Annotated in this window: 16 protein-coding genes; 11 read left to right on the top strand and 5 right to left on the bottom strand. The window is 67.4% G+C overall.

The genetic code is table 11. From position 1 onward, the window contains the following. Window positions 1-181 precede the first annotated feature (181 nt). From Q1K09_RS09185 to Q1K09_RS09170, 4 genes are all read left to right on the top strand, one after another. The gene (locus tag Q1K09_RS09185; RefSeq protein ID WP_300344979.1) at window positions 182-931 is read left to right on the top strand and encodes an ABC transporter ATP-binding protein; all 750 of its coding nucleotides are present in this window, start codon (window positions 182-184) and stop codon (window positions 929-931) included. Continuing rightward, window positions 931-3663, top strand: coding sequence for an ABC transporter permease (locus Q1K09_RS09180; protein ID WP_300344978.1), 2733 nt, complete (start codon window positions 931-933; stop codon window positions 3661-3663). The genes Q1K09_RS09185 and Q1K09_RS09180 overlap by 1 nt, the downstream gene beginning before the upstream one ends. Before the next feature lie 32 nt (window positions 3664-3695). Further along, window positions 3696-3893, top strand: a complete 198-nt coding sequence (locus tag Q1K09_RS09175) for a hypothetical protein (protein ID WP_300344976.1) — start codon at window positions 3696-3698, stop codon at window positions 3891-3893. A gap of 81 nt (window positions 3894-3974) precedes the next feature. Beyond that, entirely contained in the window at window positions 3975-6434 is a 2460-nt protein-coding gene (locus Q1K09_RS09170) for an FtsX-like permease family protein (protein WP_300344974.1), read from the top strand. Between the two features lie 29 nt (window positions 6435-6463). Here Q1K09_RS09170 and Q1K09_RS09165 read toward each other — a convergent pair whose 3' ends face one another. From Q1K09_RS09165 to Q1K09_RS09155, 3 genes are read right to left on the bottom strand one after another with little or no spacing between them, the layout of a single operon-like run. After that, the gene (locus tag Q1K09_RS09165) at window positions 6464-7309 is read right to left on the bottom strand and encodes a carbohydrate ABC transporter permease (RefSeq protein WP_300344972.1); all 846 of its coding nucleotides are present in this window, start codon (window positions 7307-7309) and stop codon (window positions 6464-6466) included. Window positions 7310-7364: 55 nt separating this feature from the next. Then, complete coding sequence (locus Q1K09_RS09160; RefSeq protein ID WP_300344970.1) at window positions 7365-8315, bottom strand: sugar ABC transporter permease; 951 nt, start codon at window positions 8313-8315, stop codon at window positions 7365-7367. A gap of 1 nt (window position 8316) precedes the next feature. After that, window positions 8317-9696 carry a sugar ABC transporter substrate-binding protein gene (locus tag Q1K09_RS09155; RefSeq protein WP_300344967.1) on the bottom strand — a complete coding sequence of 460 codons (1380 nt, stop codon included), beginning with the start codon at window positions 9694-9696 and terminating at the stop codon, window positions 8317-8319. 168 nt (window positions 9697-9864) lie between these two features. Here Q1K09_RS09155 and Q1K09_RS09150 point away from each other — a divergent pair, with 168 nt between their 5' ends. Together Q1K09_RS09150 and Q1K09_RS09145 are read left to right on the top strand one after the other, a co-directional pair. After that, window positions 9865-10797 carry a sugar-binding domain-containing protein gene (locus tag Q1K09_RS09150; protein WP_300344964.1) on the top strand — a complete coding sequence of 311 codons (933 nt, stop codon included), beginning with the start codon at window positions 9865-9867 and terminating at the stop codon, window positions 10795-10797. 73 nt (window positions 10798-10870) lie between these two features. Next, complete coding sequence (locus Q1K09_RS09145) at window positions 10871-12406, top strand: mannitol dehydrogenase family protein (protein WP_300344962.1); 1536 nt, start codon at window positions 10871-10873, stop codon at window positions 12404-12406. 253 nt (window positions 12407-12659) lie between these two features. Here the strand turns inward: Q1K09_RS09145 and ugpC are convergent, their stop codons facing one another. Together ugpC and Q1K09_RS09135 are read right to left on the bottom strand one after the other, a co-directional pair. Next, window positions 12660-13802: a sn-glycerol-3-phosphate ABC transporter ATP-binding protein UgpC gene (gene ugpC, locus Q1K09_RS09140; RefSeq protein ID WP_300344959.1), complete on the bottom strand. Its 1143-nt coding sequence runs from the start codon at window positions 13800-13802 to the stop codon at window positions 12660-12662. Between the two features lie 419 nt (window positions 13803-14221). Beyond that, a complete protein-coding gene (locus tag Q1K09_RS09135; protein ID WP_300344957.1) occupies window positions 14222-14806 on the bottom strand; it encodes a hypothetical protein in 585 nt (194 codons plus the stop codon). Window positions 14807-14998: 192 nt separating this feature from the next. Between Q1K09_RS09135 and Q1K09_RS09130 the strand changes: the two genes are divergently transcribed. The 5 genes from Q1K09_RS09130 to Q1K09_RS09110 are packed head-to-tail and all read left to right on the top strand — an operon-like array spanning window position 14999 to window position 20795. Continuing rightward, window positions 14999-15502 (top strand): CarD family transcriptional regulator, encoded by a 504-nt coding sequence (locus tag Q1K09_RS09130; RefSeq protein ID WP_300344954.1) that lies wholly within the window; start codon window positions 14999-15001, stop codon window positions 15500-15502. A gap of 31 nt (window positions 15503-15533) precedes the next feature. Next, entirely contained in the window at window positions 15534-16880 is a 1347-nt protein-coding gene (gene ispF, locus Q1K09_RS09125; RefSeq protein WP_300344951.1) for a 2-C-methyl-D-erythritol 2,4-cyclodiphosphate synthase, read from the top strand. Between the two features lie 9 nt (window positions 16881-16889). Beyond that, the gene (cysS, locus tag Q1K09_RS09120) at window positions 16890-18338 is read left to right on the top strand and encodes a cysteine--tRNA ligase (RefSeq protein ID WP_300344949.1); all 1449 of its coding nucleotides are present in this window, start codon (window positions 16890-16892) and stop codon (window positions 18336-18338) included. Next, on the top strand, window positions 18331-19326 hold the full coding sequence (rlmB, locus tag Q1K09_RS09115; RefSeq protein WP_300344947.1) for a 23S rRNA (guanosine(2251)-2'-O)-methyltransferase RlmB: 996 nt from the start codon (window positions 18331-18333) through the stop codon (window positions 19324-19326). The genes cysS and rlmB overlap by 8 nt, the downstream gene beginning before the upstream one ends. Continuing rightward, a complete protein-coding gene (locus tag Q1K09_RS09110) occupies window positions 19323-20795 on the top strand; it encodes a hypothetical protein (protein ID WP_300344944.1) in 1473 nt (490 codons plus the stop codon). The genes rlmB and Q1K09_RS09110 overlap by 4 nt, the downstream gene beginning before the upstream one ends. Window positions 20796-21187 lie beyond the last annotated feature (392 nt).

The following is a 21187-nucleotide window of genomic DNA, read 5'->3' as shown; positions in this document are numbered from 1 at the left end:
CCCCGGGGCCCTTCCGCGATGACTCTGCTGTTGTTGCTGGAATACCGCGGAAAACTTGCCCATTACCGCACAAACAGCAGAGTCATCCGAGGGGGGAGAGCAGCGTCTCATACTCCAGGATGAGTCCGGCTTCAGAGCACAGGGTGATGTGCGCTTCCGCCGTCGGCCATAGCCTGATCCCATGAACACCACGACTCGCGCTGCCGTCCGGGCAGATTCCCTGACGAAGACCTACGGCACCGGAGAGGCGATCGTCCACCCGCTGCGGCGGCTGAGCATCGAGTTCCCTGCCGAGCAGTTCACCGCTGTGATGGGGCCCTCCGGGTCGGGAAAGTCCACCCTGCTGCACGTGCTGGCCGGACTGGACACCGCAGACGACGGAGAAGTCACCCTCACCACCGCAGACGGAGCCGAGGTCAGCCTGCGCGGATTGCAGGAGAAGCAGCTGACCCTCATCCGACGGGAGAACATCGGATTCATCTTCCAGTCCTACAACCTGGTGCCGGCGATGACAGCCAAGGAGAACATCCTGCTGCCCAGCGCACTCGGCGGACCGGAGCCGGACAAGCACTACTACGATCTGGTGATCGACCGGCTGGGTCTGGCCGACCGGCTGCACCACCGGCCCTTCGAACTCTCCGGCGGCCAGCAGCAGCGGGTCGCCGTCGCCCGCGCCCTGGTGTCCAAGCCCGCGGTGATCTTCGCCGATGAGCCCACCGGGAACCTCGACTCCCGTACCGGGGCGGAGGTCCTGGGACTGCTGCGGGCTGCGGTGGACGAGTTCTCCCAGACCGTCATCATGGTCACCCACGACGTCAACGCCGCAGCCCAGGCCGACGCCACCGTGATCCTCTCCGACGGCCGCGTGGTGGAGACCATCAAGCATCCCACCGCCGAGCAGCTGGCCGCCAAAATGATCGGAGCCCGCTGATGCCGCGGGCAAGCGTGCTGCGGGCCAATCTGCGCTCCTCCGGGAAGCGGCTGTGGGCGGCGGGAGCGGCGATCACCGTCTCCGTGGCGTTCATCGTGGCAGGCTTCATGCTGGTGGAGTCCTTCTCCCAGGTCGTCACCGAAGAAGCCGAGGCCGAGGCGGCCGGAGCGGACCTGATCATACCGACCGGCCCGCTGAGCTCCTGGGAGGAGACCGACGAGGGTGAGATGCTTGCCGGGGCCCACGGGGACGAGCCGCTGGCCGAGGCGATCCGGGACCTCGACGCAGTGGACAGCGCCGAGGCGGTGCGCTGGAACTTCCTGGAGTACCAGACAGAGGAGCCGAACGACTGGGCCGGGTTCGAGGTCCAGACGCTGAGCAGCTCCCGGCCGCTGGAGCTCAGCGCTGGCCGCCTGCCCGCCGCCGAGGACGAGCTGCTGGTCAATGCCACAGCCGCCGAGGACGAGGGGCTGCGGCCCGGCAGCACTCTGACCGCCGTCTCCGACGTCAGCCCCCAGGAGGAAGTCGGCAACCCGGCCCAGGTCCGGGAGAAGGAGCTCACAGTGGTGGGCGTCACCGAGGATGACGGATGGCCCGCCGGATGGCTGAGTCCCGAGGCCATGGCCGGCCTGGAGGACGCCGGTTTCGGGGCCGGAGATCCGGACCACATCAGGGTTCGGCTCGGTGAGTCGACACATGGGGACGCCGCCGCTCAGGAGGCCGTTCAGGAAGAGATTGCTGCGTTGGTCACCGAACTCATCGCGGCCGGTTCCCTGCCCATGCTGGCAGAGGCCGGGGACGGCATCTCCCCGGAGACGGTCGCCCACGGGATCCTGAGCATGGCCGGGCTGCAGATCGCAACCCACCAGCAGATCATCGACCAATGGGTCCAGGAGCGCACCGGCGACGCCCAGATCCTGCAGTGGGTCGCCTTGGGGTTCGGCGGGATCGCCGTCTTCGTCTCCGCACTGGTGATCGCCAATACCTTCCAGGTGATCGTCGCCTCCCGGCTGCGCACTATGGCGCTCATCCGCGCGGTGGGTGGCACTGCGGCCCAGCTGCGCCGCGCCACATTGGCCGAAGGGGCGCTCCTGGGGCTGCTGGGCGGGGCGGTCGGCGTTCTGCTGGGCTGGGGCATTGCCCAGGGGCTGATCGTAGTCATCAATATGTTCAACGAGGATTCGGTGCCGGCGGTGCTTCCCGGTCCGGCCGCGATCGGCATAGGCCTGGGTCTCGGTGTGCTGATGACCGCGGGCTCGGCGCTGCTGCCCGCGCTGAAGGCGGGCCGGGTCTCCCCGATGGCTGCGCTGCGACCGGCGGACGTGGCAGCACCGGAGGGCGGCGTCTCCCGGCTTCGACTGAGTGTCGGCGCGCTGCTGGCGGCCGCGGGGCTGGCAACAGTGCTCTACGCTGCGCTCATCGAACCGCGTGAGCCCGATGCCTACGGAGCGGTCAATATGGAACCGCTCACCGGGCTTCCGCTGCCGGTCATCGGAGTGGCCGGCGGCGTAGCAGGCTTCCTCGGAGTGCTGGTGCTGGCCAAGGCCGTGATTCCGCCCCTGGTCGCAGGGCTGGGCCGCGCGGCCTCCATATGGAGACCCGTCCGGGTGCCGGCGAAGCTGGCCGGGCAGAACGCCCGGCAGGTGCCCGGCCGCACCACTGCGACCTCCGCGGCACTGCTGGTCGGAGTCACCCTGGTGGTCACCATGACGGTTGGAGCCGCCACCGCCCAACGGATGCTCTACAGCGAGCTCGCCGAGTCCTACCCGGTCGACGGCGTGGTCTCCGGCGATCACACAGCGGAACTCAGTGAGCACGGCGAGGTGTCAGCCGCCCTCAGCGCTCCCGCGGTCGAGGTCGAGATCGGCGAGGACGACGCCACCGCCCAGCTGGTCTTCCTCAACCGAGCTGAGCACAGCGCAGTCTTCCACGGAGAGTGGCCCTTCGCGCCTGCGGATCGCTCCGCGGGCCCGCAGGCCTATATCGGTGACCAGCTGGAGCCGTACGCCGATCCGCAGGACGACGGTGCCCGGACCCTCGGCGTCGAGTTCCCCCAGGGAGCGGAGGTGCCCTTCACTCTGGCCGAAGGCTGGTCCTCCTTGCCGGCGACGATGATCGCCGTCGACGCCGCGCAGCTGCGAGAATCCCCGGCCTGGTTCGATGCGGATGGGGAGGGCAGCATCACCCTCGTCCGGCTTGTCGAGGGACTGGACAGCTCTGAGGTCATGCAGTTGGAGTCGCAGCTCGAAGCGCTGGGTGAGAGTTCGGAGTCCGGCATGGTCTTCGAGGGCGGGCTGACCCGGTCCGAGTACTCCCAGATCATCGACATGGTGCTCCTGATCGTGCTGGCCCTGCTGGGAGCCAGCGTGTTCGTCGCCGTCATAGGGGTCTCCAACACCCTCTCGCTGTCGGTGTTCGAACGTCGCAGGGAAGCCGCCCTGCTGCGTGCGGTGGGCATGACCCGGCGTGCGGTGGGCTCGATGATCAGCATTGAGGCGATTCTGTTGGCCGGTGTTGCGCTCATCCTCGGCACCGGGTTGGGGGTGCTCTTCGGCTGGGCAGGCATCAGTACACTCATCGCCCGTGAGGACTGGGCAGTGGTGCTGAGCATCCCCTGGCCGCGGATGGCCGCGATCTGGGGAGTGACCCTGCTGGCCGCCCTGGCGGCGGCCTGGCTCCCCGCCCGCAGCCTCTCGAAGGTGCAGCCGGCGCGGGGCCTGAGCGCCCAGTGACAAGGGCGACCGTATTCGTCCGCACCAGGAGCATGACCCTGCTGCGGGCGAATCTGCGTTCTTCGGCCCGCAGGCTCTGGGCGGCGGGAGCGGCAGTGGCGGTCGCCACAGCCTTCGTCGTGGCCGGGCTGCTCCTGGTGGAGTCCCTGGTCCGCACGGTGACCGAGGAGGCGGAATCAGAGGCCGGCGGTGCTGACCTGGTCATCGACTCCGAATGGCTCATCGACTGAGACGAGAACGATGGGCATTTCAGCCGCGAGGAGCTGGAGTCTCCCCGGCCGCAGCACGCCGACCGGCTGCTGGCCCGAGCCGTGGAGCAGCTGGAGAGCGTACAGAGCGCCGAGGCGGTGCGCCGCGGCTACCTCAACCGTTGGGATGCCGAGGGCGAATACTACCTCGGTCTCGAGGTCAGCTCGTTCGGTCCCGGCGAACCGCTGGAGCTCGTCCAGGGGCGGATGCCCGCCGCGGAGGACGAGCTGGTGCTCACCTCAGGGACCGCGGAGTGGTGGGGCTACGGCATAGGCGACAATCTCACCCATACCCTCGTTCATGAGGAGCTCGAGGAGGACGGCACCTGGCTGCCCGCTGAAGTACTCGACCGGATCGACTACCGGGTGGTCGGGATCGCCGTGGGCCAGGACGCTCCGGGCGGCTACCTCACCGATGAGGGGCTGGACAGGCTCACCCCGACCGCGCTGCCCGAGAGCATCCGCGTGCGGCTGGTCGGCGAGGACCATGGCGATCCTGCGGCACAGCTGGCTGCTCAGGGCGAGATCGCCGAGATCGTGGAGGGCCTCTTCGCGTCCGGGGAGCTTCCCGCTCTTGCCGCCGGCAGTATGGCCGGCGAGGAATTGCGTGCCGTGGGCCCGCACGGCATCGTCACGGTGGCGGGGATGGGGATCGCCACTCATCAGCTGGTTGTGGACCAATGGGTGGCCGAACGCCCCGGAGACACCCTCACCCTGCGCTGGGTGGCCCTGGGCTTCGGCGCGCTCGCGGTGTTCGTCTCCGTGCTGGTGATCGCCAATACGTTCGGCGTGATCGTCGCATCCAGGCAGCGGAGCATGGCACTGATCCGCGCCGTCGGAGCCACTCCGGGGCAGCTGCGCCGAGCCACAGTGGTCGAGGGAGCGGTGCTGGGGCTCTGCGGCGGGGCGGCCGGAGTCTTCGCCGGTTGGGCACTGGCCCAAGTGCTGCAGGTCGGATTGGCTCTGGTCGACAGGGAATCCCTGACCCCGGTGCTGCCCTCGCTGCCGGCGGTGCTCATCGGGCTGGCCCTGGGCACGGTGACGGCGGCGCTCTCCGCGCTGCTTCCGGCACTGCGCGCCGGGCGAATCCCGCCCATGGCCTCCCTGCGGCCCTTCGACCTCACCGACGGCGGAGACGGGCGCCGGTTCCGGGCACGAGCGCTGGCCGGCTCGCTGCTGAGTGCGGCGGGACTGGCGATGGTGGTCTATACCGGAGTCGTGGAGCCCCAGCCCCCGCGCAGTTATGAGCTGAACGTCTACGACCCCGCCACCGGCCTGCCCCTGCCGCTGGTCGGCGCGGCGGGCGCCGTTGTCGCTTTCCTGGGGATCCTCGTGCTGGCCAAGCTCGTCGTCCCGCCGGCAGTGGCCGTGTTGGGCGAGGCCCTGGCGGCTGCGGGAATCGCCGCAGTGCCCTCCAGGCTCGCCGGGCGCAGTGCTCGCCAGGTTCCCGGCCGAACTGCCGCGATCTCCGCGGCCCTGCTGATCGGCGTCACCCTGGTGGTGACCCTGACCGTGGGGGCGGCCACCGCGCAGAGACTGCTTGACGACCGGCTCACCGAGAACTATCCGGTGGACGGGGTCGCCGTCCTCCCGGACGATGAGCTGCTGCCGGTGCTGCAGGGGCTGGAGCAACTCGAGGCCGTGGTCCCGGTGGCGGGGTTGTACGCGCAGGGCCCCGAGGCGCGGCGGATTCCGGTGCTCGTGGTCACCGAGGAGGATTTCGGTGCGGCGGCACAGCGTCCGCTCACAGATGTGGCCGGAGAGGACGCCGATGCCTTTGCCGGATACGACGTCGGGGGCCTCGACGCCCCGGACCAGGGCAGGAGCATCACCCTGGCGCCGGAGGGCCTGGGAGAGCCTGCTGTGCTCAATGTCCGTCTTGCCGACTGGGTGCCCTACAACACCGTGGTGCTGCCCGAGTCATCGCTGCCGGAGAGCTGGGTGCCGGAGGATCGGCAGGCCGGTGCGCTGCTGAAGATGAACGAGTCGGCCGGCTATGCCGACTTCTTCGCCCTGGAGGAGGAGCTGCTGCAGCAGGGGTACGACATCTATGCCGGGGAGCCGCTGACACTGGAGGGCGGGCTTTCCCGGGGGGCCTACGCTCAGACCGTCGATCGGGTGCTGCTGGCAGGGATCGCCCTGCTGGGCGCCAGCGTACTGGTGGCGTTGATCGGGGTCTCCAACACGCTTTCGCTCTCCGTGCGGGAGCGGCATAAGGAGGTCGCGCTGCTGCGGGCCAACGGCATGAGTGCCCGAGGGGTCGCCGTCATGGTGGGCATGGAGACGCTGCTGGTGGCCGTGGTAACGCTGCTGCTGGGCACTGGCTTGGGTGTGCTCTTCGGCTGGGCGGGGGTCCGTTCGGTACTCGCAGTCGAAGACTGGAGCATCGTCGTCCAGATTCCCTGGTGGCGGATGGCGTTGATCTGGGGGGTGACCCTGCTGGCAGCGCTGGCGGCCGCCTGGCTGCCGGCCCGCCGCCTGGCCACGGTCCGGCCCGCTGCCGGATTGTCGCGGCCCGCATAGTCACGTGCCCGGGGTGAGCGCTCCGCCGCCTACTTCACCGCACCCATGGACAGGCCGCGTACCAGCTGCTTCTGGGCGAACCAGCCGGCCAGCACCACTGGCAGCGAGGCCAGCACTGAGGCCGCTGAGAGCTGTGCCAGGAAAAGCCCCTCAGAGGTCATGGTGCTCATCAGATAGATCGGGGCGGTCGCCGCATTGGCGGCGGTGAGGTTCAGCGCGAAGAAGAACTCGTTCCAGGCGAAGATCACGCAGATCAGCGCAGTGGCCGCAATACCGGGGGCGACCATGGGGATCAGCACGCTGCGCATGGTCTTCAGCAGCGAAGCACCGTCGATCGAGGCCGCTTCCAGCACCTCGCCGGGGACTTCGAGGAAGAACGATCGCATCATCCAGATCGCGATCGGCAGATTCATCGCCGTGTACAGGATGATGAGGGTGAGGATGTTGTCGAGCATCCGGATCTGCCCGGCGATCACGTAGATCGGCATGATCACCGCCACGATCGGCAGCATCTTGGTGGAGATGAAGAAGAACAGCGCGTCCTGAGTCCGCTTCACCGGGCGGATGCTCAGCGCATAAGCCGCCGGCACCGCCAGCACCAGCACCAGCAGGGTGGAGGCCGCCGTCGCGATCACCGAGTTCAGGAAGTACGGCCCGGCATCGGCGGTGAAGATGTTCCGGTACTGCTCCAGCGTGGGCTGGAAGAAGAACGACGGCGGGGAGGCCGCCGCCTCCGACTCGTGTTTGAAGCTGGTCAGCACCATCCACACCACTGGCGCAAAGAAGACCAGGGCCACCACCCAGGTGAAGGCCGTCAGCAGGGTGCCGGTGCTGCGGCGTCCGGTGCCTGCCTGCTGTGCGGTGATTGTGCTCATCGTTCGCTCACTTCCTTACCACTGGCGCGGCTACGTCGGGTCCCCAGCTGCTCGCTCACTGTTGCTCCTTCGCATTCAGGCCGCGGAAGATCAGCCGCAGGGCCAGCAGGGAGATGATGATGGTGGCGATGACGGTGACCACGCCCATGGCAGCGGACTGCCCGATGTCGAAGCCGAGGAAGGCTCGCTGGTAGATGTAGAAGGGCAGGTTCGCGCTCGCGGTCCCCGGGCCCCCTGCAGTCATCAGGTAGATGTGGTCGAAGGTGTTGACCACGTAGATCACGCCCAGCAGCACAGAGAGCTCGATGTAGAACCGCAGATGCGGCAGGGTCACATACCGGAAGGTCTCCCAGGTGGTGGCGCCGTCCATCGCAGCAGCCTCCAGCACATCGCGCTGCTGGGACTGCAGCCCGGCCAGCAGCAGAAGCATCATGAACGGCGTCCACTGCCAGACCAGGGCGATCACGATGGAGAGCACAGGATACTGGCTGGTCCAGTCCACCGGGCTGATGCCCACCAGACCGATCAACCAGTTCACCAGCCCGTAACTGGGGTTGAACATCGAGATCGACCACAGCATCGCCCCCGCCACCGGCATGATCAGGAACGGGGTGATCAGCAGGGTCCGCACGACCCCGCGGCCGGCGAAGGGGCGGTCCAGCAGCAGGGCCAGGCCGAGGCCCAGCAGCAGGGCGACGAATACGCAGCCGAAGGTGATGATCACCGAGTTCAGTGCCGCGGTACGGAAGGTGGAGTCCAGGAAGATATCGGCGAAGTTGCTCAGTCCCACGAACTGCTCGCCCTCGGGGCGCAGCAGGTTGCGGGACCGCAACGAGTACCAGATGGTCAGCAGGAACGGGATCTGGGTGCAGACGATCACGAAGATCAGGGCCGGCAGCAGCGGTGCCCGCCGTCTCCAGCCCTCGGCCCGTTCGGCCGCCCGCTGTGCGCGGATCTCCTCGGCCGACCGGGTGTCCCCCGGGGTCGTTCGAGTCATGGTGGTCATCTCAGCCCTCCCATCCGTAGGTGCGGGCCACTGATTCAGCAAAGCGTTGTGACTGGTCCAGCGCCTCACGCACCGTCTGCTGCCCGGCGATCGCTGCCGAGAGCTGCTGCCCCACCCGGGTGCCCAGGTCCTGGAACTCCGGTATCGCCACGAACTGCAGTCCCTCATAGGGCACCTCGTGCACCATGCAGTTCTCCTGGGTGGCGTTTTCCATGGAGGTCAGCGTCGGTTCGGCATAGTGGCCGGAGATCTCCGCGTACTCCGGGATCTCGTAGGTGGAGAGCCGTGAGCCCGGGGGCAGTGCTTCCCAGGCAACCTCGCGGCCCACCAGCTGGAAATAGTCCGGGTGGGTCATCCAGGTGATGAAGTCCCAGGCAGCCTGCTTGTGCCGGGAGGTTTCCGGGATGGCCAGTGACCACGCGTAGAGCCAGCCGGCGTAGTCGGTCTCCATCACCGGTGCCAATGCGTAGTTGGTGTTGCCCACCACGGTGGAGGAGCGCGGGTCCTCGATGCCGGAGACCATAGCCGAGGCGTCGTACCACATGGCGGTGTTGCCCTGGTTGAAGTGAGTCATGCATTCCCCGTAGCCCGAGGTGGCTGCGCCGGGCTGGCCCCAGCTGCGGACGGTGTCCACATAAGTGCTCACCGCCTCCACGACCTCCGGCGAGTTCAGCATCGGCTCCCAGTCCAGGGAGAACCAGCGGCCGCCGAAGGTGTTGATGACGGTGTTGATGGGGGCCAGGTTCTCGCCCCAGCCGGCCAGTCCGCGCAGCGCGATGCCAGAGAACCCCTCGGCCGGGTTGTGCAGGGCCGAGGCGAACTCGCGGATCTGGTCCCAGGTGGGCTGTTGGGGCATCTGAAGCCCGGCCTGTTCGAACAGGTCCTGGCGGTAGACCAGGAAGCTGGACTCGCCGTAGAACGGGACCGCATGCTGGCGGCCTTGGTACGAGAGCGCCTGACGGATGGTCGGGATGATGTCGTCGTCCTGGTAGCCATCGGTTTCGGCGATATAGGGTTCCAGGTCGGCCAGCCAGCCCTGTGCGGCCCAGATGGGCGTCTCGTAGTTGGAGATCATCACCACGTCGAACTCCCCTCCGCCGGAAGCCACCGAGGCGGTGATCTTGGCGCGGGCTTCGTTCTCCGGGAGTGAGACGAAGCGGACGTCGATGTTCGGGTGGTCGTTGCGGAAGTGGTCGATGAGCCCGATGGCGTCCTGCATCTGCGGGTTCGAGACGATGGCGACGACGATCTGCTCGCGTCCGCCGCGGGCCCCGGTGCCCGTGGTGCAGCCGCTGAGCCCGAAGGCGGCGGCCCCGGCTGTAGCGCCCAGTCCCGCAGCGAGCAGGCTGCGGCGGCTGAGCCGGTGGAGGGTTCCGGTCATAGTGTGGTCCGTCCTGGTCGGTGCGGCGCCTGTGCCGCGCTCGGTGATCTGTACCTCATAGTGTGCTCATATGTGAGCCTGCTTGTGCTCAACTGTTGTGTGACTCTAGTCATATATGCTCGAATGAGCAAGGTCTGGTGTCCCCGCGGGTCGGAAACAGGAGGCGAAATGCCCAAGGAGCGTGAAATCCAGCTGATGGCCGAGCTGGCCGCCGAGCACTTCCTGCAGGGGCGCTCAAAAGTGGAGATCGCTTCGGCCCACGGCATCTCGCGGTTTCAGGTGGCGCGCCTGCTGGACCAGGCCCGCGAGGAGGGCATCGTCCAGATCCGCATCGTGAATCCGCTCGACGCCGGTTCTGAACGGGTCGAGCTGGCCCGACGGCTCGGGATCGCCTCGGTCACTGTGGTGGCTCAGCGCACCGGAGAGACGCTCCGTTCGGCGCTGGCCCGCCAGGCGGCCGGTCTGTTGCAGCAGAAATTGCACGACGGCGCACGGCTCGGCGTGGCCTGGTCGCGCACCCTTATGCACCTCCCCGAGCACCTGAAGGCACTCCCCGCGGTGGATCTGGTCCAGCTTGTCGGACCGCTTTCTGCCCCCGGGACTTCCACGGCGGCCTCCACCGGACTGATCCACACCCTGGGGTCGTTCGCCGGCGGACAGGTGTGGCCCCTGCCCACCCCGCTGATCGTGGACAGCGAGGAGATCGCCGCCTCGCTGCGTGCCATGGATGAGGTTCGGGCGGCATTGGAGGCGGCCGACGAGCTGGACCTTGCGGTGGTCTCCATCGGCGGCTGGGGCGAGGGGGCCTCCACGCTGTGGGGGCGGCTTTCCGGCGCGGAGCAGCAGCGGGCGGTGGAGGCAGGGGTGGTGGCTGAGTGCTCCGGCATTCTGGTCACCGCCGAAGGGGAGGTGGCTCGCTCCGGCATGGAGAACCGGGTGATCGGCGTCAGGCCCGAGCAACTGCGCGCCACCCGGGTTCTCGCCCTGGCTCCGGCCCATGGTCACCCGGAGGCGGTGATCGCGGCAGCGCGGGCCGGTTTCGTCGATGACCTGGTGCTCTCCGCCGAGCTGGCCGGTCAGGTTGAGGCAGCCCTGGGCTGATCGGCTGCGCACAGTTCGCTCAGCTGAGCTAACAACTATGCTCATCTGAGTTCATAGTTGGTAGCATGTGCACATGATCACGTTGAGCAGTGCCACCCTCGGCCATCTGACCGCCCGAGCGCACCAGGCTGCCGAGGTGAGCGTGCCCGGCTATGACCTGGCCTCCCGACGCGTGGGCATCGTGCACTTCGGTGTCGGGGGCTTCCATCGTGCGCATCAGGCGCTCTATCTGGATCGCCTGTTCAACGCCGGGCATTCCCCGGACTGGGCGGTCTGCGGTGTGGGGCTGATGCCCGGTGACATCACCATGCGGGACGCGCTGGTCCCCCAGGACGGTCTCTACACCTTGGTCTCGACTTCCGCCGACGGATCGCGGGAGGCGCGCATCATCGGGTCCATCGCCGAATATCTCTATGCCCCCGAGGACCCGGAGGCGGTGCTCGCCAGGCTGACCGCCCCTGAGGTGCGCATCGTCTCGCTCACGGTCACCGAGGGGGGGTACAACTACAATCCCTCCACCGGGGAGTTCCAGGCGGAGACCCCCGCCGTCGCTGCCGACCTGGCCGCAGACTTTGCCGCAGGGGAGACCCCGAGGACGATGTTCGGCTTCCTCGTCGAAGCCCTGCGCCGCCGTCGGGCCGCCGGCACAGCGCCGTTCACCGTGCTCTCCTGCGACAATGTGCGAGGCAACGGAGAACTGGCCAAGCGGATGCTGCTGGCCTATGCCCGGATCAAGGACCGGAGCGCACATGCCGAACCGATGGCCGACTGGATCCGCGACTCGGTGGCGTTCCCCAACACCATGGTCGACCGCATCACGCCGGTGACCGCCGAGGAGGACCGGGCGATGGTCCGTGAGGGCTACGGGATCGACGACGCCTGGCCGGTGGTCTGCGAGGATTTCCTGCAGTGGGTGATCGAGGACGATTTCCCGGCCGGCCGGCCGGCCTTCGAGGAGGCCGGGGCGCAGCTGGTCGCCGAGATCGAGCCCTATGAGCTGATGAAGCTCCGGCTGCTGAACTGCAGCCATCAGGCCATCGCATATCTGGGGCTGCTGCTGGGCCACACCTACGCCCATGAGGCAGTGGCGGACGAGCAGCTGGCCCAGTTCACCCGCCGCCTCTACATGGACAAGGAGGGAACGCCCACGGTCCCCGAGGTCCCGGGCGTGGACCTGGAATCCTATAAGGACCAGCTGATGGAGCGCTTCGGCAATGCCCATGTCCGTGACACCCTGGCCCGACTTGCGGCCGAGTCCAGTGACCGGATCCCCACCTGGCTGGTGCCGGTCATCCGCGAGAATCTGGCCGCCGGTCGGGATGTGAGCGTCTCGGCCGCCATTGTCGCCTCCTGGGCGCGGTACGCCGAAGGAACCGGGGAGAACGGCGAGCAGTGGCCGGTGGTGGATCGTCTGCGGGAGCGAGTGATGGCGGCCGCGGCGAAGCACGAGGAGGACGTCCTGGCGTTCCTGCGTGACCGTGAACTCTTCGGGGATCTGGCCGAGCGGCCCGCCTTCACCGAGCCCTACGCAAAAGCCCTGGTCACCCTGCGTGAACAGGGTGCCAGGGCTCTGCTGGGCGAGCTTCTCAGAGAAGCCAGACCACGATGATGATGATGGCGATGATGGTAAGTACTCCACCGCCGATGTAGATTCCGCCGCCCTGCATGGAAATCACTCCTTTTTTGTTTCATGACGGGTGCAACTGCTGTCACCCACCGTAGGGTGACCAGACTGGACAGTAGCTGGATAATTCCTATGCATGGAGTATGAATATAGAAAAGAGCGGCGGGAAATGGCCTGCGAAGACCATTTCCCGCCGCCTAAATCAGGTGTTTAGAGCATCTAGCTCATGAATTTGTGATCATTCTTCACCCTCAGCCAGAGCCTCGACGTCGGCCAGCTTCGCCTCCGGGGTGTTCTCCGGAATCTCGCCGTTGATGCGGAGACCGGTCTCCACATCGAACAGGTGGACGTAGTCCGCGGAGGGTTTGATGTAGACGGTCTCGCCCTTCTGGGGAGGACGGCGGCCCTCCACTCGCACGATGAGCGGCTGGAAGGTGTGCACACCCTCCGGGGTGCCGTAGATATAGGCATCGGCGCCGAGTTCCTCGACGACGTCCACCACCATCGGCAGGCCGGTGTTGTCGGCGGAGAGGCCCATGTCCTCGGGGCGTACGCCGAGAATGACCTCGCTCTTGCCGGTCAGGTCGACGTCGGGGACGCCGATCCGGTCGTTGCCGAGAACCAGCTGCCCGGATTCCACGTTGACTTTGAACAGGCTCATGGCGGGAGAGCCGATGAAGCCCGCCACGAACACGTTGGCGGGGTTGTCGTAGAGGTTGCGGGGGGTATCGACCTGCTGGAGCACACCGTCCTTGAGCACGCAGACCCGGTCGCCCATGGTCATGGCCTCCACCTGGTCGTGGGTGACGTAGACGGTGGTGGTCTTCAGCTCGCGGGTCAGTGCGGCGATCTGGGTACGGGTCTGCACGCGCAGCTTGGCGTCCAGGTTCGACAGCGGCTCATCCATGAGGAAGACCTTCGGCTCGCGCACAATAGCGCGGCCCATGGCCACGCGCTGGCGCTGACCGCCGGAGAGCGCCTTGGGCTTGCGGTCCAGGTAGGCCTCCAGGTCCAGGATCTTCGCGGCTTCCTGCACCCGCTGGGCGCGCTCCTCCTTGGAGACGCCGGCGATCTTCAGCGCGAAGCCCATGTTCTCTGCCACCGACATATGGGGGTAGAGCGCGTAGTTCTGGAACACCATCGCGATGTCGCGGTCCTTCGGCGAGACGTGGGAGACGTCTTCGCCGCCGATGAGGATCCGGCCCTCATTGATCTCCTCCAGGCCGGCCAGCATGCGCAGGGCGGTGGACTTGCCGCAGCCGGAGGGTCCCACCAGCACCAGGAACTCGCCGTCGGCGATCTCCAGGTGAAGCTTGTTGATGGCGGGCCGAGCACCAGGAGTGTAGATGCGGCTCGCAGAGTCATAAGTGACAGAGGCCATGGTTCAGTTTCCCTTTCACGGGCAGGTACGTGCCCGACGATCCGTAGTGAAGGTTGCTGCCCACATGCGGTGCGACATGCATCACAGAATGTGTCGCCCCTCACATAGACGAGAGAATCACACCACAGTCGCCGCCAAAAAGTCCACTCGCGACACAAAACCACTCAGGGGGCGGAGGGGGTGCCGCCGGCTCTCGGGTGTGTCAGAAGGCCAGGCCGAGGGAGCAGCACCCGCAGCGGATGCGAAAGTCCGCCCCAGGCTCCTGCGGTCCATCCCAGCTTCCCGTGGTCCATCCCGGGCTGGGGGAGAGCGCGGGGCACCCACGCGGGCGCCGGCGGCGTCGTCAGCTTTTCACGGCACGCGCATAATCCGCAGCGGATGAAAAGAGCGCGACGTGGCGCGGTCGAAAATGCGCTGAATCAGTGCCCGGTGTCGTGGGGGTCGTGGTGGGCGGCACCGCCGCCGTAGGTGTCCGGACCGTGTTCCAGGTGCTCGGCCATGGACTCATCGAAGCCCTCAGGCAGCAGGTCGCGGTACTCCGCAATCGCCCCATCGACGATGGTGGCGTCGAACGTCTCCTCAGCAGTCTCGGAGCTGCCGTCCTCGCCGGTGACGGTCACCGTCGCGGTGACCTCCTGCATCGAGCCGGGGGCTGCGCCGATGGCGCTGACAATATGCTCGCCGTCGTGCTGCAGATTGACGGCCTCGCCGGGCTCCAGCTGGAAGTCGAAGGTTTCGCCCTCCACACTCAGCTGCACCTCGGCCTCGCCGCGGCCGGTGTTGCTCACCAGGCCCAGCATGCGGGCGGGGCCGCCTTCCTCGCCGGCGACGAACATCAAGTGGCGCAGCTTCACGTCCTCCGCCTCGACCATCGCTCCGTCGGATGCGGAGTACTGGTGAGTGGTGGCCTGATAGTTGATTGCGCTGCATCCGGTGGCAGCCAGACCGGCGATCAGCATGAGACCTGCGGCCGCGCGGCGGGCCTGGGCGGGGGCGAACTTCACCTCAAGGGCTCCTTCAGAACTGGTGGACGCATACTGCTTGAGTCAAGAGTACTTGATCGAGGACGACTTCTACATCACGTAGAACAATTGATGCGCGGCGAACCCTATGCCTGCTTGCTGAGCTTCGCCCAGCGACACGCCGATAACCGCCTGTGCGTGATAAACTGGACTGCGGGAAAGGGGAATAATTACATGAATTTCGAAGTCGGCGAGACAGTTGTGTACCCGCACCATGGGGCAGCCACCATTGAAGAGGTTGAGATGCGCACCTTCAAGGGTGAGGAGAAGACCTACCTCACCCTTCGGGTCTCTGAGGGAGACCTGACCATCAAGGTTCCCGCAGAGAATGTGGACTTGGTGGGAGTCCGCGACGTAGTGGACGAAGAAGGGCTGGAGAAGGTGTTCAGCCTCCTGCGCGCAGAGCACACCGAAGAGCCGACCAACTGGTCGCGCCGCTACAAGGCCAACGTTGAGAAGCTGGCATCCGGCTCCATCCACAAGCTGGCCGAGGTGGTCCGCGACCTCTGGCGCCGCGAGAACGACCGCGGTCTCTCGGCCGGGGAGAAGCGGATGCTCTCCCAGGCTCGCCGCATCCTGGTCTCTGAGCTGCGCCTGGCCAAGGAGCTGGACGAAGACGGTGCCGAAAAGCTTCTGGACGAGGTGCTCGCCCAGGCCCCGGCGAAGGCCGAGGCCTGATTCCGGCCCTAGCAGCACCCCGCATACCTAGATGACCACACGCCCGGATGACCCCGTGCGCGGCGCACCAGCCGCCCCGCGGGGTCACCGGGCGCTCGTCGTTGTAGCGGCGGGATCCGGCACCAGACTGGGCTTCGGAATGCCCAAGGCCGCTGTCCGCCTCCGTGAGCGCACCCTGCTGGATCATGCCCTGCAGGCAGTCACGGCGGAGCTCGGCCTGGAGCTGATTGTCCTGGTGCTGCCCAGCGACCCGGCGGTCCACCAAGAGCTGGCAGCCGCCGGCACGGCTGCAGCAGCGCGCACTGGAGCTGACGTGGTGATCACCACCGGCGGCACCACCCGCACGGCCTCGGTAGCCAGCGGCACCCATGCGGTGGCCGAGCACGCCCAGCTGAAGGGCTGGGATCCGGCCGAAGTCCACGTTCTGGTTCACGACGCCGCCCGCGCGCTGACCCCGGCCGAGGTCTTCCAGCGCGTGGCCGAAGCGGCCGAAGCCTCGGCGGTCGCAGTGGTCCCGGCAGTGCCGGTCACCGACACCATCAAAGAAGTCACCGACTCGCAGGGTCCCGGCGAACGCGCTGTGGCCACCCTGAACCGGGCCGCGCTGCGAGCAGTGCAGACCCCCCAGGGCTTCAGCCTCTCGCTGCTGCAGCGGCTGAGCAAGCACGCCGCTGCCGCAGGGGAGGAAGCAGGCGAGCAGTTCACCGATGAAGCCATGATTGCCGAGCACCTGGGGGTCGACGTCGTCGTGGTGCCCGGACACCCCCGGGCGCTGAAGATCACCACCGAGACCGACCTGATCACCGCCCAGGGACTTCTGGACGCACAGCAGGCCCCCGCAGTGGCGGAACCCGAGGCGCACCCGCCGGCCCCCCGGGTGGGGATCGGCCACGACATCCATGCCTTTGCAGATGCGGACGAGCCTGCCGAACTGTGGCTGGCAGGACTGCACTGGCCCGGCCAGCGGGGCCTGGCCGGACATTCCGACGGCGACGCGGTGGCCCACGCCTGCTGTGCCGCGCTGTTCTCCGCCGCCGGCATGGGGGACCTGGGAACCCACTTCGGCGCCGACACTGTCGGCACCGCCCGGCCCGAGATGGCCGGAGCCTCCGGAGCGGGCATGTTGGCTGAGGCGGCGCGGCTGGTGCGCCAGGCCGGCTATCGCATCGGAAGCATCTCCGTGCAGTTCATCGGCAGCCGCCCCAAACTCGCCCCGCGCCGCGAGGAGGCTCAACGAGTGCTCAGCGAAGCAGCCGGAGCCCCGGTGGCGGTCTCGGCCACCACCTCCGACGGCCTGGGATTCGCCGGCCGCGGTGAAGGGATCATGGCCACCGCAACCGCAGTCCTGATTCCCAGCGGCCACAGCGCCCTGCGGTAACCTTGCCCCGTGGCACTGCGACTCTACGACACCAAGACCGGGGCGATCCGTGATTTCCAGCCCCTGGAACCGGGACAGGTCTCCCTCTACTACTGCGGGGCCACCGTGCAGGGGCGCCCGCATGTGGGTCACGTGCGCTCGGCGGTCGCCTTCGACATCCTCACCCGCTGGCTCGAGGCCTCCGGCTACCGGGTTCTCTCGGTCCGCAACGTCACCGATATTGACGACAAAATCCTGGAGAAGTCCGCGGCCTCCTTCCGCCCCGACTTCCAGCCGCAGGCGGACTACCCGGCCGCCGACCCCTGGTTCGCCCTGGCCTACCGCTTCGAGCAGGCCTTCACCTCCGCCTATGACGCCCTGGGCGTACGCCGGCCGAGCTATGAGCCCCGCGCCACCGGCCACATCACAGAGATGCACGCCCTCATCGCCCGGCTCATCGAAGCCGGCCACGCCTACCCCGCTCTGGACGACTCCGGCGACGTCTACTTCGACGTCCGCTCCTGGGAGCAGTACGGAGAGCTGACCCGCCAGTCGGTGGAGGACATGCAGGACGCCCCCGACGTCGACCCGCGCGGCAAACGCGACCCGCGCGACTTCGCCCTGTGGAAGGGACACAAGCCCGGTGAGCCCGACTCGGCCTCCTGGGAGTCTCCCTGGGGGCGCGGCCGGCCCGGCTGGCACCTGGAATGCTCCGCGATGTCCACCAAATACCTCGGTGCCACCTTCGACATCCACGGCGGCGGTCTGGATCTGCGATTCCCGCACCATGAGAACGAGCTCGCCCAGTCCGCAGCCGCCGGCGACGGATTCGCCCGCTTCTGGATGCACAACGGCATGGTCACCTTCGCCGGAGAGAAGATGTCCAAATCCGTGGGCAACACCATCTCCCCAGAGGATATGCTCGCCCAGGCCCGCCCCACGGCAGTCCGCTACTTCCTCGGCCAGGCGCACTACCGGTCCCAGCTGGACTACCGTCCCGGGGCCCTTCAAGAGGCCGAGGCCGCAGTGGAGCGGATCGAGAACTTCCTGTCCCGCGCCCTGCCCCAGGGGGACTTCGCTGCGGTCTCCGAGCTGCCTCAGAGTTTCCGTGATGCCATGGACGATGACCTCAACGTCCCCGCCGCCCTGGCCGCGCTGCATGAGACGGTCCGGGCGGGCAACACCGCCCTGGACCGGGGTGAGGACGCCTCCGGTGCTGCCGGTCAGGTCCTGGCCATGCTCGATGTGCTCGGCCTCCGCGATGTGCCAGAGCCCGACGGCGGCAGCGGCGGGCCCGCACTGGAGGCACTGATCCACCTGGTGCAGGCCCAGCTGGAGCGCCGCGCCGAAGCCAAGGCCGCGAAGGACTACGCCACCGCCGACGCCATCCGCAGCACCCTGACCGCTGCCGGGGTAGAGGTGGAGGACACACCATCAGGGGCCAGCTGGTCGCTGAGGAGCGGAGCGGCCCATGGCTAAAGATTCTCGCCCCAAATCGGCTGCCGTGCGGAAGGACCGCAAGGGACCCACGAAGGGCTCCGGCGGCCAGGGCAAGCGCAAGCTCGCCGGCAAGGGCCCCACACCCAAAGCAGAGGACCGGGTCTACCACAAGGCGCATCGGCAGAAGCAGCTTGCCCAGCGGTCCCAAGCCAAGCGTCAGGCCCAGTCCCAGGCGCGGGGACGGGGCTCGGGCTACGGGGCCGATGATGTCGTGGCAGGCCGCAACTCCGTCCTGGAAGCGCTGACCGAGCAGGTCCCGGCCGAGCAGCTGCTCATTGCCGCAGACATCGATTCCGACGGCCGGGTCCGTGAAGCCCTGCAGCACTGCGCCGAGCAGGGCGTCAGGGTCAAAGAGGTCACCCGCCGCCAGCTGGACAACGCCACCGGAGACGCCGTGCACCAGGGCCTGGCCCTGGTCCTGCAGCCCTATGAGTACGCCGAGGCAGGGGAACTGATCACCCAGCTGCACGAGCAGGCGGCCAAGGGCCACATCGACCATGCTCCGCTGCTGATCGCCTGCGACTCCATCACCGACCCCCGAAACCTCGGGGCGATCCTGCGTGCCGCATCCGCCTTCGGCGCAGACGGCGTCGTCGTTCCCGAACGGCGCAGCGCCGGGGTCACCGCCACCGCCTGGAAGACCTCCGCCGGTGCCGCCGCCCGCGTTCCGGTTGCCCGGGCGAAGAACCTCACCCAAGCGCTGAAGGAAGCCCAGCGGTCTGGGTACTTCGTCCTCGGGCTCGACGGCGGGGGCGACACCCAGCTGCCCGGGCTGCACCTGGCCGACGAGCCGCTGGTCGTGGTGGTCGGCTCCGAAGGCCGCGGACTCTCCCGGCTGGTGTCGGAGACCTGCGATGCCATCGTCTCGATCCCCATCACCGCCTCCACGGAATCGCTGAACGCCTCCATGGCGGTGGGCATCAGCCTCTATGAGATCGCCACGCTGCGGAAGGGGGTGCGCCGATGAAGCGGATCCGCGGCGAGGAGCAGCCCGGCTTCCTGGAGATTCTGGGCAATTGGCTGCCGCACCAGCCCTGGTTCCCGGAGTTGAAGGGCCGTCACCGCTACACCCGCGTCGGCGGGCTGCGACTGCCTGCGCCGCAGGGCGAGGCCGATGCCGGCCTGGTCCTGGAGCTGCACATCTTTGAAGTCACCGTTCCCGGAGCCGATCCCGGGCAGGAGCCGGAGCGGATCTCTGTGCCCCTGGCGCTGCGCAGCCGCCCCTCGGCTCTGGCGGGCAAGAGCGCCTTCATCGGCAAACTCTCCACCACCGACGGGGAGGACCTCTGGGTCTACGACGGCGCACGCGACCGGGCCTTCCTCACCGCGTGGCTGGAGATGGCCCGACGGCGGCAGGGCAGCCGCAACGGCCGCTCCCGCGGGGAAGCCATGGCCGGCTTCGCCGACTGGGAGCCCTTCGAGCTGAAGCTGCGGCGCAGAATGGTGGCCTCCTCCCTGCCGAACGTCACCCGCACTCTGGTGGCACCGGAGAACACCGCCGAGGACGGCGACTGGGACCGCAAGGTCGCAGTGGACCTGCTGCGCCGGCCCGCTGAGGAGCACCCCCAGCTGCTGGAGACCGTGCTCACGCTCACCGCCGCCCACTCACAGTCCATCTCCCGGGTGCTGGGAACAGTCACCGGCGCGTGGGAGGACCGCGAGTACAGCTCACACGAGGCCCTCGAATGGCAGAGCGGACTGCTGGGCGTCATCCGGGAGGCCGGAGCGGAGGCTCCCAGCGCACACGGGCTGGCCAAGACCGCCCTGCAGGAAGGCTCCGGCTTCACTCAGACCGCATATGAGCTGGGGAAGACGCTGGGAAACTTCCACGCAGACATGGCCGGATCCTTCGGCGCCCACCCGCAGAGCACAGAGCAGCTGCGCTCCATGTCCGCGGCAGCCCAGCGTGCCCTGAGCAGCCAGTGGGAACGAGTGCGCAGCGAATTCGACGAGGACGAGTCCGCCGACCTCAATGACGTGATCGACCTGATGACTATGCAGCTGCGTGACGCCGATGAGCCGCTGATGCTGCAGACCATCCACGGCGAGGTGAGCCTGCACCATTTCCACCGGATGACTGATCAGCGGTGGATCGTCTCGGAGTCCGGGGGGATGGTGGAGCACACCCTCGGCCTGCGGGACGTTGTCACCGTGCTGATCTCTCTGGCCAACACGGTGATGAGTGTGGCCAGCCAGACCCCAGAGATCAACACTGAGGCAGAGTCCGAGGCCGGCGCCCCGGTCAACTTCGGCCTCTGGTATGAGCAGGCATCGGTGCAGCTGCTCGCAGGCTATCGGGACTCGGATGCCGACTCCACCGGTGTGGACTCTGTCTTCTTCCGCGCAGCGATGCTGGCCGAAGCCCTGGAGCTGTTCCACCAGTGGGAGGGACGCTGGGTCTTCCGCCCCTCCATGCTCCTGCAGGCCGACAGCTGACTGGGCAGCGCCCCAGCCTCCGTGCTACAGTAGATAGTCCGATTTCGGGAGAACAGCATGGCCTCAGCGGCCGAGTTCACCTGGAATTTACATCCAGCGCCGAGAGGTGCTAAAGTTTTCATCCGCGCCAGGTGCTTCAGGGCCAACCCGGAAGCGCAGCGCGAATGAGGATCGCAAGATCCAATCTCTATCTCACAAGGAACGAAGAGATGCCGAGTTGACACTCGCAGATCGGTTCCAGTAAGATAGAAAAGTTGCTCCGGAGCGATTCAGAGGGTTTCTTCTGATGGTGCCGGCAGCGCTCGCAGCTTGAGAACTCAATAGTGTGCCAAGTTTGTTGACACCAATTATTTGTATTTGGTGAACCATGGTGCGTGCACCCCCGTGTGCGT

Origin of the sequence: Nesterenkonia sp. (assembly GCF_029265375.1) — a bacterium.
Classification (GTDB): domain Bacteria; phylum Actinomycetota; class Actinomycetes; order Actinomycetales; family Micrococcaceae; genus Nesterenkonia.
The sequence above is the reverse complement of the archived record's forward strand: the minus strand, read 5'-3'. Positions and strand labels throughout refer to the sequence as shown.

Bases quoted from the DNA above. Each gene is read 5' to 3' on its own strand.
- Q1K09_RS09185 (WP_300344979.1), top strand. From the start codon at position 182: ATGAACACCACGACTCGCGCTGCCGTCCGGGCAGATTCCCTGACGAAG.
- Q1K09_RS09110 (WP_300344944.1), top strand. From the start codon at position 19,323: ATGAAGCGGATCCGCGGCGAGGAGCAGCCCGGCTTCCTGGAGATTCTG.
- Q1K09_RS09175 (WP_300344976.1), top strand. From the start codon at position 3,696: ATGACCCTGCTGCGGGCGAATCTGCGTTCTTCGGCCCGCAGGCTCTGG.
- ugpC (WP_300344959.1), bottom strand. From the start codon at position 13,802: ATGGCCTCTGTCACTTATGACTCTGCGAGCCGCATCTACACTCCTGGT.
- Q1K09_RS09165 (WP_300344972.1), bottom strand. From the start codon at position 7,309: ATGAGCACAATCACCGCACAGCAGGCAGGCACCGGACGCCGCAGCACC.
- Q1K09_RS09145 (WP_300344962.1), top strand. From the start codon at position 10,871: ATGATCACGTTGAGCAGTGCCACCCTCGGCCATCTGACCGCCCGAGCG.
- ispF (WP_300344951.1), top strand. From the start codon at position 15,534: ATGACCACACGCCCGGATGACCCCGTGCGCGGCGCACCAGCCGCCCCG.
- Q1K09_RS09150 (WP_300344964.1), top strand. From the start codon at position 9,865: ATGCCCAAGGAGCGTGAAATCCAGCTGATGGCCGAGCTGGCCGCCGAG.
- Q1K09_RS09155 (WP_300344967.1), bottom strand. From the start codon at position 9,696: ATGACCGGAACCCTCCACCGGCTCAGCCGCCGCAGCCTGCTCGCTGCG.
- rlmB (WP_300344947.1), top strand. From the start codon at position 18,331: ATGGCTAAAGATTCTCGCCCCAAATCGGCTGCCGTGCGGAAGGACCGC.
- Q1K09_RS09160 (WP_300344970.1), bottom strand. From the start codon at position 8,315: ATGACCACCATGACTCGAACGACCCCGGGGGACACCCGGTCGGCCGAG.
- Q1K09_RS09130 (WP_300344954.1), top strand. From the start codon at position 14,999: ATGAATTTCGAAGTCGGCGAGACAGTTGTGTACCCGCACCATGGGGCA.
- Q1K09_RS09180 (WP_300344978.1), top strand. From the start codon at position 931: ATGCCGCGGGCAAGCGTGCTGCGGGCCAATCTGCGCTCCTCCGGGAAG.